At 75.8% G+C, this 11,311-nt stretch carries 9 protein-coding genes and 1 pseudogene; 5 read left to right on the forward strand and 5 right to left on the reverse strand.

All coding sequences use genetic code 11. From position 1 onward, the window contains the following. Positions 1 to 1,118: tRNA 2-thiouridine(34) synthase MnmA (gene mnmA, locus CBZ_RS14160; RefSeq protein ID WP_130782165.1), on the reverse strand; the 1,118-nt coding region annotated here is incomplete at its 3' end. Further along, complete coding sequence (locus CBZ_RS14165) at positions 1,118 to 2,317, reverse strand: cysteine desulfurase family protein (protein WP_130782166.1); 1,200 nt, start codon at positions 2,315 to 2,317, stop codon at positions 1,118 to 1,120. The genes mnmA and CBZ_RS14165, both read right to left, overlap by 1 nt. Before the next feature lie 87 nt (positions 2,318 to 2,404). Here CBZ_RS14165 and CBZ_RS14170 point away from each other — a divergent pair, with 87 nt between their 5' ends. Beyond that, positions 2,405 to 3,400, forward strand: coding sequence for a phosphotransferase family protein (locus CBZ_RS14170; protein ID WP_246013401.1), 996 nt, complete (start codon positions 2,405 to 2,407; stop codon positions 3,398 to 3,400). Between the two features lie 68 nt (positions 3,401 to 3,468). Here CBZ_RS14170 and CBZ_RS14175 read toward each other — a convergent pair whose 3' ends face one another. Further along, on the reverse strand, positions 3,469 to 4,071 hold the full coding sequence (locus CBZ_RS14175; protein WP_130782168.1) for a TetR/AcrR family transcriptional regulator: 603 nt from the start codon (positions 4,069 to 4,071) through the stop codon (positions 3,469 to 3,471). A 175-nt stretch (positions 4,072 to 4,246) separates the two neighbouring features. On the opposite strand from CBZ_RS14175, the gene CBZ_RS14180 reads away from it, so the two are divergent. After that, positions 4,247 to 4,825, forward strand: a complete 579-nt coding sequence (locus CBZ_RS14180; RefSeq protein ID WP_130782169.1) for a hypothetical protein — start codon at positions 4,247 to 4,249, stop codon at positions 4,823 to 4,825. A gap of 217 nt (positions 4,826 to 5,042) precedes the next feature. Here the strand turns inward: CBZ_RS14180 and CBZ_RS14185 are convergent, their stop codons facing one another. Beyond that, the gene (locus CBZ_RS14185) at positions 5,043 to 6,041 is read right to left on the reverse strand and encodes an electron transfer flavoprotein subunit alpha/FixB family protein (RefSeq protein ID WP_130782170.1); all 999 of its coding nucleotides are present in this window, start codon (positions 6,039 to 6,041) and stop codon (positions 5,043 to 5,045) included. Positions 6,042 to 6,108: 67 nt separating this feature from the next. Beyond that, complete coding sequence (locus CBZ_RS14190; protein ID WP_130782171.1) at positions 6,109 to 6,906, reverse strand: electron transfer flavoprotein subunit beta/FixA family protein; 798 nt, start codon at positions 6,904 to 6,906, stop codon at positions 6,109 to 6,111. Between the two features lie 131 nt (positions 6,907 to 7,037). Here CBZ_RS14190 and glgX point away from each other — a divergent pair, with 131 nt between their 5' ends. The 3 genes and pseudogenes from glgX to CBZ_RS21540 all read left to right on the forward strand — a co-directional run. Then, positions 7,038 to 9,245 (forward strand): glycogen debranching protein GlgX, encoded by a 2,208-nt coding sequence (glgX, locus tag CBZ_RS14195; protein ID WP_130782172.1) that lies wholly within the window; start codon positions 7,038 to 7,040, stop codon positions 9,243 to 9,245. 74 nt (positions 9,246 to 9,319) lie between these two features. Beyond that, positions 9,320 to 10,978 (forward strand): FAD-binding dehydrogenase, encoded by a 1,659-nt coding sequence (locus CBZ_RS14200; RefSeq protein WP_130782173.1) that lies wholly within the window; start codon positions 9,320 to 9,322, stop codon positions 10,976 to 10,978. 128 nt (positions 10,979 to 11,106) lie between these two features. Continuing rightward, positions 11,107 to 11,311, forward strand: a pseudogene (locus CBZ_RS21540) (hypothetical protein); the annotation flags it as partial.

The raw sequence follows: 11,311 nt of genomic DNA on the forward strand, positions 1-11,311 counted from the left end.
ACCGTCGCCTGCCCGAGCACGCGCGTGCCGTCGTAGAGGACCACGGACTGCCCCGGCGCCACGCCGTGCAGCCCGGCGGCGGCGTCGACCTCGACGCGCAGCGTGCCGTCGGGTCCGGCCACCGCGGTCGCGGGCACGGGCGTGCCGTGCGCGCGGACCTGCACGGTGCACGACCACGGGGTGGCGCCCGACGCGGCACCGGCACCGGCACCAGCACCGGCGTCGGCGTCGGCACCGGGCGCGACGAACCACACCGCCCGGTCGGCCTCGACCACGCCGACGGCGAGCTCCTCGCGCGACCCGACGACGACGCGGTTCCGCACGGGCTCGACGGCCAGCACGTACCGCGGCCTCCCGTCCGGCGCGGGCCGGCCGAGCGCGAGCCCGCGCCGCTGCCCGACGGTGTACGCGTAGGCGCCGTCGTGCCGCCCGACGACCTCGCCCTCCGTGTCGACCACGTCGCCCTCGCGGCTGCCGAGCCGGTCGCGCAGGAAGCCCTGGGTGTCGCCGTCGGCGACGAAGCAGATGTCGTAGGAGTCGGGCTTGGCCGACACCGCGAGCCCGCGTGCGGCGGCCTCGGCGCGGGTCTCGTCCTTCGAGGCGACGTCCCCGAGCGGGAACATCGACCGGGCGAGGCGCTCGGGACCCATGACGGCGAGCACGTACGACTGGTCCTTCGCGGCGTCGCGCGCGCGGTGCAGCGCACGGGTGCCGTCCGGGCCGACCTCGATGCGCGCGTAGTGCCCGGTGCAGACGGCGTCGAAGCCGAGCGCGACGGCCTTGTCGAGCAGCGCGGCGAACTTGATGTGCTCGTTGCACCGCACGCACGGGTTGGGCGTGCGGCCGGCCTCGTACTCGGCGAGGAAGTCGGTGACGACGGTCTGCTCGAACTGCTCGGACAGGTCCCACACGTAGTACGGGATGCCGAGGACGTCGGCGGCGCGCCGGGCGTCGCCCGCGTCCTCGATCGAGCAGCACCCCCGCGAGCCGTTCCGGAACTGGTCCCGCGTGCGCGACAGCGCCATGTGCACGCCGACGACGTCGTGCCCGGCGTCGACGGCCCGCGCGGCCGCGATCGCGGAGTCCACGCCGCCCGACAGGGCCGCCAGGACGCGCATCAGGCCCCCACCGGCGCCCCGGGCCGTCCGGCCAGGCCCGCCGCACGGGCCCGCTCGACGACTCCGGGCAGCGCGGCGAGCGCCGCGTCGACGTCCGCCGCCGTGGAGGTGTGCCCGAGGCTGAACCGGAGCGCGCCGCGCGCGTCGTCCTCGTCGACGCCCATGGCGAGCAGCACGTGGCTGGGGCGCGGCACGCCCGCCTGGCACGCGGACCCCGTGGACGCCTCGACGCCCGCGGAGTCGAGCAGGTAGAGCAGCGAGTCGCCCTCGCAGCCGGGGAACGTGAAGTGCGCGTTCGCGGGCAGCCGGCGGGCGGTGTCAGCCGGGCCCCGCAGCACCGCGTCGGGCACGGCCGCCTGCACACCCGCGACCAGGTCGTCCCGCAGGGCCCCCACGCGCGCCGCATGCTCGGGGCGTCGCCGGACCGCCTCGTCGAGCGCCGCCGCGAACGACGCGAGCAGCGGCGCGTCGAGCGTCCCGGACCGGACGCCGCGCTCCTGGCCGCCGCCGTGCAGCACGGGCGTGAGCTCCAGCCCGCGCCGCGCGAGCAGCGCACCGGCGCCGCCGGGCCCGCCGACCTTGTGCCCCGACACCGTCATCGCGTCCAGCCCCGACGCCGCGAAGTCGACGGGCACCTGGCCGACCGCCTGCACCGCGTCCGCGTGCACGGGCACGCCGAACCGGCGCGCGAGCGCGACCACCTCGTCGAGGGGCTGCAGCGCCCCGACCTCGTTGTTCGCCCACATGACCGACAGCAGCGCCGCCTGGGCGCCGTTGCGCTCCAGCTCCTCGCGCAGCGCGTCGACGACGAGCACCCCGTCGGCGTCGACCGGCAGGAGCACGAGCTCCGCGCCCGCGTGCTCCGCCATCCAGAACGCCGGGTCCAGCACCGCGTGGTGCTCGACGGCCGACACGAGGATGCGCCGCCGCGACGGGTCGTGCGTGCGCCGCGCCCAGAACAGGCCCTTGACCGCGAGGTTGTCGGCCTCGGTCCCGCCCGACGTCCACAGCACCTCGCTCGGGCGTGCGCCGAGCGCCGCGGCCGCCTGCTCGCGGGCCTCCTCGACGACACGCCGCGCGGCCCGCCCCGCCGTGTGCAGCGACGACGGGTTGCCCGGGCGCGCCAGCTGCTCGGTGAGCACGCGGACGGCCTCGGGCAGCATGGGCGTGGTCGCCGCATGGTCGAGGTAGGCAGTCATCGCGACCCAGTCTACGAACGCGCCGCGGGGACCCCGTGCGCCCGGTGCGTGGTCTCACCCGCTGGGTCCCGGGTCACGCCTGGCAGGATGTGCGCCGTGAGTGCCGACGAGGTCATCGCCCTGCCGCCCGCGTTCAGCGGCCAGCGGCTGGACTGGCGCGACCTCCCCCGCCACGTGCGGGACCGGATCAACGCCCTCGCGGGCTCGCAGGTGAGCGCCGAGACGTCCGCGACCAGCGGGTTCAGCCCCGGGTTCGCGGCCGTCCTCGAGTTCGCCGACGGCCGTGGCGTCTTCGTCAAGGCCGTCTCCGCGGAGCAGAACCCCGTCTCGCCGCACCTCGCCCGCGCGGAGATCCGCGTCGCCGGCACCCTGCCTGAGCACGTCCCCGCGCCGCGGCTGCTGTGGTCCGACGACGACGGCGACTGGGTGCTGCTGGGCTTCGAGGTCGTGCACGGCCGCTCCCCCGAGCTCCCGTGGCGGCCCGCCGACCTCACCGCGGTCGCGGATGCCGTGGGAGCGCTCGCAGACGTCGAGCCGCTGCCCGGCCACGACCTCCCTCGGATCGACGACGTGCTCGCCGAGGACTTCACCGGGTGGCGCCGGCTCGTCGACCTGGACGAGGCGACGCGCGAGGGCGTCGTCGCCCGTGCCGGTGACCTCGGGCAGTGGGCGCGGGACCACCACGAGAAGCTCGTCCTGTGGGAGCAGGAGGCCCTGCGGGTGTGCGCCGGCGACAGCCTCGTGCACGGCGACCTGCGCGCCGACAACGTGATGATCGACGAGCAGCACCGGGTGTGGCTCATCGACTGGCCGCACGCGGCGATCGGCGCCCCCTGGCTCGACTGGGCGTTCATGCTGCCGAGCGTCGCGCTGCAGGGCGGCGGCGACCCCGTCGCCAACTTCCGCTCGCACGCCGTCGCGGAGGGCGTGTCCGACGACGACCTGCGCGCCGTCCTCGCCGGGCTCTCCGGCTACTTCGTCAGCAGCTCGCTGCAGCCCGCACCGCCGGGCATCCCCAACCTGCGCCGCTTCCAGGCCGCGCAGGGCGTCGCGACCCTCCGCTGGCTCCGCGACCTGTCCTGACCTCCCGGCACACACCCGGGCGCGCACGCCGTCGACCGTCACGGGGGTGCCGGTCGGTCGCCGCAGGCCTACCGACGCGCTCCGCGCGCCCCGGAGTCGGGCGCGAGGACCGCGAGCATCGTCCGGGTGATGGTCGACGGCGCGTCCTGCGCGGTCAGCCGGCCGGCGTCGACCTCGGTCGCGGCGGTGTGCAGGACGGCGTGCAGGACGGCGGTCAGCCAGTCGACCGACAGGTCGGCGCGGACGGCGCCGTCGCGCTGCGCGGCGGCGAGGAGCCCACGGACGCGGTCCTCCAGACCGCCCTGGTGCGCCGCGCGGACCGTCTCGGCGGGGAGTGCCTTCTCCGCGGCGACGAGGAGCCGCCCGGTCCGGCTGGTCACCTGCCAGGTGGCCTCGACGAGCCGCTCGAAGGCGCCCGCGGCGTCGCCCGTGAGGTCGACGTCCGCGAGGGCGGCGTCGGCGGCGGTGAGGGCACGCTGCACGACGGCCTCGACGAGCAGGGCCCGCGACGCGAAGTGCCCGTAGACCGTGACGCGCCCCAGCCCGGCCGCGGCGGCGATGTCGGCCATGGGCGCGTCGGGGTCCTGCGCGAGGCAGCGCTCGGCGGCGTCGAGGATGCGCTCGACGTTGCGGCGGGCGTCGGCCCGCTGCGACCTGCGGTCGTCGTCGATCGTCGTCTCCTCCGTCCGGGCCCGGTGTGTCGTCGGGCGAGTCTACGAGCGCGCGCGCCTCCCTGACGTCGATCTTGAACACGACTGTTCAGGATGCTACGTTCGCCTCGACCCTAACCCGTACAGCGCTGTTCGGTTTAGACGCCGACCGGCGACCCGCCCGACGGAGGACCCGATGACCGGCACGGCAGCCCCGACCCGCACCGCGGCACCGCAGCACCTCGTCCGACGCCGCTGGGCGTCGATCGTCGGCATCGCCTTCGCCGCGCTCCTCACCGCCGACCTGACGCACGGCACCGACGTCGCCCCCGTCCTCACCGCCGCAGCCGTCGTCTACCTCGGAGCCGCAGCCCTGCGCTCCCGCCGCACCGCCTGGCCGCTCTTCTTCGTCACCATCGTCGTCGTCGCGGCCGCGCGGCTCCTCGGTTTCGACGCCGACCCGACGTGGGTCCTGCTGGGGCTCGGCGCCGTGCTCGCCGTCGTCGGGCTCGTCCGCGGAGCCCTCCGACCCGCCTACGGCCTCCCGCTGCAGGGCCTCGCCCTGCTCGTCTTCGGGGCCGTCGCGGCGCTCGCCCCCGCAGCCACGCACGACGTCGGCGCGTACCTCCTCGCCGCCGGGCTGCTCGCGCACGCCGGGTGGGACGTGCACCACCACCGCACCCAGCGCGTGGTCCCGCGCTCGCTCGCGGAGTTCTGCGTCGTCCTCGACGTCCTGCTGGCGGCAGTGATCGTCGCCGTCACAGCGCTCGCGTGAGGCCGCCGCGCGACCCGCACCCTCCGCGTCGCTCCGGCTCAGCCGTCGGGATTCATGGTCGGGCCGAGCCTGCGCTCCGCTACGGGCGCGTGCCGCTGCGCGACCCGCACCCTCCGCTGCGCTCCGGCTCAGCCCTCGTCACCATGGTCGGGCTGTGCCTGCGCTCCGCTACGGGCGCGTGCCGCTGCGCGACCCGCACCCTCCGCTGCGCTCCGGCTCAGCCCTCGGACTGCAGGCGGCGGAGCTCCGCCGCCGCCTGCGGCAGCACCGTGAACAGGTCGCCCACGACGCCGAAGTCGGCGATCTCGAAGATGGGCGCGTCCGCGTCGGAGTTGACCGCGACGATCGTCCCCGACGCCTGCATGCCGCCGCGGTGGTGGACCGCACCGGAGACGCCCGCTCCGACGTACAGGCGCGGCGAGACGGTCACGCCCGTCTGCCCGATCTGCGCGTCGTGGCCGATCCAGCCCTCGTCGGTCGCGACACGGGTCGCTCCGACGGCCCCGCCGAGCGCGTCGGCGAGGTCCTCGACGGGCGAGAAGTCGCCCTCGGTGCCGCGGCCGCCGACGACGACGACGTGCGCGCTGCCGAGGTCGGGCCGCCCGCTCGCGGGTCGCTCGGTCCGCTCGACGACGGTCACGCGACGGGCACCCGCGCTGGCGGTGACGGTGTGCTCGGCGACGGTCGGCGTGACAGGTGCGGCGACCTGCTCGACGGTCACGGAGTTGGCCTTGACGGTGACGACGGCGAGCGGCGCGGTGACGGCGCAGCGCGTGTTCCACGTGCCGGCGAAGACCGTCTTGGAGGCGACGTAGCGCCCGTCCTCGACGACGAGGCCGTCGGCGTCGGTGACGACCCCGGCACCGGTGGTCACGGCGAGGCGGGCCGCGGCCTCCTTGTTCTCGAACGAGGAGACGAGCAGCACGAGCCGGGCACCGGTGGCGTCGGCGAGCGACGCGAGCGCCTCGCCGAGGACGGCGGACAGGTGCAGGTCGGCGTCGGCGACGACCCGGTGCACGTGCGTGACGCCGAGGGCGCCGAGCTCGGCGAGGACGTCGGGCGACGGCTCGGTGTCGGCGGGCCACGCGCCGTGCACGCCCGCGCCGCCGGACAGGCCCGCGGCGAGCGTGACGATCTCCCGCACGGGGGTGCGCAGCGCGCCGTCGGCGGTGTGGTCGAGCAGGACGAGCACGGGCGCGGCGGTCAGGTCGGTCACGGCGTTCTCGATTCTGGGTGGTGCGAGCGCGAGGCGGAGCGGGCGGTGAGCAGGCCGGTGAGCGGGCTCAGACGAGCTTGTTCTCGACGAGGTAGCGCGCGAGCTTCACGCCCGCCTCGCCGTCGTCGGTGAGCAGCACGCGGTTCTCCCGGGCCGGGCGGGCAGCGGCGGTGACGACCACGGTCCGGGCGCCCGCGGTGCCGACCTGCGACGCGTCGAGGCCGAGGTCCGCGAGCGCGAGCGTCGTGACCGGCTTCTTGCGGGCGGCCATGATGCCCTTGAAGTTCGGGTAGCGCGGCTCGTTGGCCTGGTCCGTGACGGACACGACGGCGGGCAGCGGGGCCTCGAGGACCTCGGTGGCGTGGTCGAGGTTGCGGCGCACGCGCACGGTGCGGGCGGCGGCGTCGACGGTGAGCTCGGCGGCGAGCGGCAGCGCGGGCACGTCGAGCAGCTCGGCGAGCGCGGTGGGCAGCAGCGACGTGAGCCCGTCGAGGCCGGCCATGCCGGTGACGACGAGGTCGACGGGCTCCTGCGCGCCGAGGTGGCGGACGGCCGCGGCGAGCACGCGCGCGGTGCCGACCGCGTCGGACCCGGCGATGGCGTCGTCGACGACGTGCACGGCCTCGTCGGCGCCCATCTGCAGGCCCTTGCGGACCGCGTCGGCGGCGTCGTCAGGCCCGACGGTCAGCGCGACGACGGACCCGTCGCCGAGGGACTCGACGAGCGCGAGCGCCGCCTCGAGGGCGTTCTCGTCCAGCTCGTTGAGCGTGCCGTCCCCGCCGTCGCGCACCGCGCGACCGTCGGGGCCGATGGCCCGCTCCGACTGGATGTCCGGGACGTGCTTGACGCAGACGACGATCCTCACGCGCGGAACGTTACCTCCCGCGGCAGGCGGGCCGGACCGCTGTGTCGAGGGGCGGAAGGGCACCCTCGGCTGACGTGTACCGGAAGCACGCCCGACCCACACGCGTCACGTGCGTCGCGCACAATGTCGGGGTGAGTGCGCCCTCCCCGTCCCGTCGGCCGCCCCGCCTCGGTGTCCACGTCACCGACGAGGGCGTCGACGTCGCGGTGCTCGCGTCGCACGCGACGGCGGTCGAGCTGTGCCTGTTCGACGGGGTCGAGGGCACGCTCGCGGAGCGCCGGATCACCCTCGGCGGGCCGGTGCACGGGGTGTTCAGCGCCTCCGTCCCGGGGATCCGTCCGGGGCAGCGGTACGGCTTCCGGGCGCACGGCCCGTGGAACCCGGCGGCGGGCCTGCGCTACAACCCGGTCAAGCTGCTGGTGGACCCGTACGCGCGGGGGCTGCTCGGCGACGTCGAGCACGTGCCGCCGACGTACGGGCACGTGGTGGACGACGAGCTGCAGGGCGACCCGTACGGCGCCCCGGACCCGCGGGACTCGGCCGGTCACGTGCCGTTCTCGGTGGTCGTCGACACGCGGGCGCTCACGAGCCCGGACCCGACGACGAACCGGCCGTGGACGCCGTGGTCGCGCACGGTCGTGTACGAGGCGCACGTCAAGGGCCTGACGGCGCTGCACGACGCCCTCCCGGCGGAGCTGCGCGGCACGTACGCGGGGCTCGCGCACCCGGCGGTCGTCGACCACCTGCTCGGCCTGGGCGTGACGGCGGTCGAGCTGCTGCCGGTGCACGCGTTCTCCTCGGAGCCGCACCTGGTGGAGAAGGGGCTGACCAACTACTGGGGCTACTCGACGCTCGGGTTCTTCACGCCGCACGCGGCGTACGCGACGAAGGAGGCCCGGGCGCTGGGCCCGCAGGCGGTGCTGGACGAGGTCCGGACCGCGGTGCACGCGCTGCACGAGGCGGGTCTCGAGGTGCTGCTCGACGTCGTCTACAACCACACGTGCGAGGGCGGTCTGCCGGGTCAGCACCTGTCGTGGCGCGGGCTGGACAGCTCGCTGTACTACACGCACGACGGCGGGGTCCCGGCGCGCCTGGCGGACGTCACGGGGACCGGGAACACGCTCGACTTCCGTCGTGCGGAGGTCACCCGCATGACGCTCGACTCGCTGCGCTACTGGGCGGACGTCGTGGGTGTCGACGGCTTCCGGTTCGACCTGGCGGTCACGCTGGGCCGGGACGTCGAGGGCTTCACGCCGGACCACCCGCTGCTCGTCGCGGCGCGGACGGACCCGAGCCTGCACGGACTCAAGCTCGTCGCGGAGCCGTGGGACGTCGGCCCGGGCGGCTGGCGCACGGGGCAGTTCCCGGTGCCGTTCGCGGAGTGGAACGACCGGTTCCGCAACGCGACGCGCTCGTTCTGGCTCGCCGACCCGGCACGCGCGGCGCACGGCCTGCCGGGGCACCGGGTGCGGGACCTCGCGACGCGCCTCGCGGGGTCGGTCGACCTGTTCGGGCACACGGACCCGCCGTTGACGCGCGGCCCCGTCGCGTCGGTGAACTTCGTGACGGCGCACGACGGCTTCACGCTCGCGGACCTGGTCGCGTACGACCACAAGCACAACGCGGCGAACGGCGAGCAGAACCGCGACGGGACGGACGACAACCGGTCGTGGAACCACGGCCTGGAGGGCCCGGTCCAGCTCGACTCGCCGGGCGTGGACATCGTGCCGCTGCGCCGCCGCTCGATCCGCAACCTGCTGGCGACGCTCGTGCTGGCCGCGGGTACGCCGATGCTGACCGCCGGGGACGAGACGGGCCGCACGCAGCGCGGCAACAACAACGCCTACTGCCAGGACAACGAGATCTCGTGGGTCCGCTGGGACCACTCGTCGTGGCGCAAGGACCTGCTCGCGACGACCCGCTGGCTGACGCTGCTGCGCCGCGAGCACCCGGCGCTGCGCGCGGAGCGCTTCTTCTCGGGCCGGCCGCTGCTGCCCGGTCGCCGGCCCGACCTGGCCTGGTACGACGCGCTGGGCACGCCGTTCGACCACGCCCGCTGGCACGACCCGTCGGTGCGGACGCTGCAGATGGTCCGCACGGCGCCGCCGCCGGACGACGACACGGTGCTGCTCGTCATCAACGGGGCGCTCGACTCGGTGAGCGTCGTCCTCGCGGACGAGCACGGCGGGCGGTGGCGGCTCGCGTGGGACTCGGTGTGGGAGCACCCGGCGGAGGAGCGTGCGGAGGCGATCGCCGCGGGGCTGCACGCGCGGCCGGGCGACACGACGGTCGTCGAGCCGCTGAGCCTGCGGGTGTACGTGCAGGACCCGCAGCCCTGACGTTTGCTGACGTCGTGACATCTCGGGCCCCGGCAGCCCTTCTGGACGCCCGTCCAGGCGTGTAGCGTCGCGGCATGACGCACTCCCACGACGTCGTGGTCGTCGGCGCGGGCCTCGCGGGCCTGGTCGCCACCGCCGAGCTGCTCGCCGCCGGCCGGAGGGTCGTCCTCCTCGACGCCGAGCCAGCCGCGAGCCTCGGCGGGCAGGCGTTCTGGTCGTTCGGGGGCCTGTTCCTCGTCGACTCCCCCGAGCAGCGCCGCCTCGGCATCAAGGACTCCGCCGAGCTCGCGCTCGCCGACTGGCTCGGCTCGGCCGACTTCGCGGACGACGGCTCCGACCGCTGGGGCCGCGCCTGGGCGGAGGGCTTCGTCGACTTCGCCGCGGGCGACCTGCGGCCGTGGCTGCACGACAAGGGCGTGCGCTGGTTCCCGCTCGTGCAGTGGGCCGAGCGCGGCGGGTACGACGCGAGCGGGCACGGCAACACCGTCCCGCGCTTCCACGTCACCTGGGGCACCGGCCCGGGCATCCTCGAGCCGTTCGTGCGGGTCCTGCTCGACGCGCGCCGCGAGGGGCTCGTCGACGTGCGGTTCCGGCACCGCGTGACGTCGCTGGTCGAGACCGACGGCCGCGTCACCGGGGTGCGCGGCGACGTGCTCGCCGACGACGACGTCGCCCGCGCCGTGCCGAGCTCGCGGGAGGTCGTCCGGCCGTTCGAGGTCGAGGCCGCGGCCGTCGTCGTGGCGACCGGCGGCATCGGCGCGAACCACGACCTCGTGCGCGCGACCTGGCCCGCGAGCGCGGGCAAGCTGCCGCAGCGGATGCTCTCGGGCGTGCCGGACCACGTCGACGGCTCCGGCATCGCCGCCGCGAGGCACGCGGGCGCGGCCGTCGTCCACGAGGACCGCATGTGGCACTACCCCGAGGGCATCACGAACCACTCGCCCGTCTGGACGCGGCACGGCATCCGCATCCTGCCCGGGCCGTCGTCGCTGTGGCTCGACGCCGACGGGCGCCGCCTGCCCGTGCCGCTGTTCCCCGGCTTCGACTCCCTCGGCGCGCTGCAGCACATCACGAACCGCGGCGACGACCACTCGTGGTTCGTCCTCGACAAGACGATCCTCGGCTCCGAGTTCGCGCTGTCCGGGTCGGAGCAGAACCCCGACCTCACCGGCAAGAGCGTCCCTCAGCTGCTCCAGCGGGTGCTGCCGGGCGCGGTCGGGCCGGTCGAGCGGTTCGCGCAGGAGTCCGAGGAGTTCCTCTGGGCGGACACGCCCGCCGACCTCGCGCGCCGCATGAACGCCCTCACGGGCACGGACCGCATCGACGCCGAGCGCCTGGAGCGCACGATCGTCGAGCGCGACCGGCAGGTCACCAGCGGGCTCGGCAAGGACCTGCAGGTCGTCGCGACCGCGATGGCCCGCCGGTACGTCGTCGACAAGGTCATCCGCGTCGCGAAGCCGCACCGGCTCCTCGACCCCGCGCACGGCCCGCTGCTCGCCGTCCGCCTCTCGGTGCTCACGCGCAAGACCCTCGGCGGCCTGCACACCGACCTCGAGGGGCGCGTGCTGCGGCCCGACGGCGACGTGCTGCCCGGGCTGTGGGCGGTCGGCGAGGCGTCGGGCTTCGGCGGCGGCGGCGTGCACGGCCACCGGGCGCTCGAGGGCACGTTCCTCGGCGGCTGCCTGTTCACGGGGCGGACGACGGGGCGGGCGGTGGCGTCGACCCTGGGCTGACGCCGCACCGGCACCGAGGCCGCACACGGGGCACATCCGCCCAGGTCGGGCGCGCCGGCCGCCTGCGCGGACGACACGACCGGCGCACCAGATGCCCACCCCGGGCACCTCCGGATAGGTTCGGGAGCGTGACGACTCCCCCGAAGTCCGGCAGCCGTTCGCGCGGCGCCACGCCCCGTCCCGGGACGGCCGCGGCACCCGAACCCGTCGCCCCCTCGACGCCCGCCGACACCCCGGTCAGCCCTGCCCCGACGCCCTCCGCGGCGACCGGCCCGGCGACCAGCCCGGCGACCAGCCCGGCGGCGCCCGCGACCCGCGCGACCCGGTCCGGCC

Origin of the sequence: Cellulomonas biazotea (genome assembly GCF_004306155.1) — a bacterium.
Taxonomy (GTDB): domain Bacteria; phylum Actinomycetota; class Actinomycetes; order Actinomycetales; family Cellulomonadaceae; genus Cellulomonas; species Cellulomonas biazotea.

What these genes read in the sequence shown, in the direction of transcription:
- CBZ_RS14180 (WP_130782169.1), top strand. Translation starts at nt 4,247, where the DNA reads ATGACCGGCACGGCAGCCCCGACCCGCACCGCGGCACCGCAGCACCTC.
- CBZ_RS14200 (WP_130782173.1), top strand. Translation starts at nt 9,320, where the DNA reads ATGACGCACTCCCACGACGTCGTGGTCGTCGGCGCGGGCCTCGCGGGC.
- CBZ_RS14165 (WP_130782166.1), bottom strand. Translation starts at nt 2,317, where the DNA reads ATGACTGCCTACCTCGACCATGCGGCGACCACGCCCATGCTGCCCGAG.
- CBZ_RS14170 (WP_246013401.1), top strand. Translation starts at nt 2,405, where the DNA reads ATGTGCGCCGTGAGTGCCGACGAGGTCATCGCCCTGCCGCCCGCGTTC.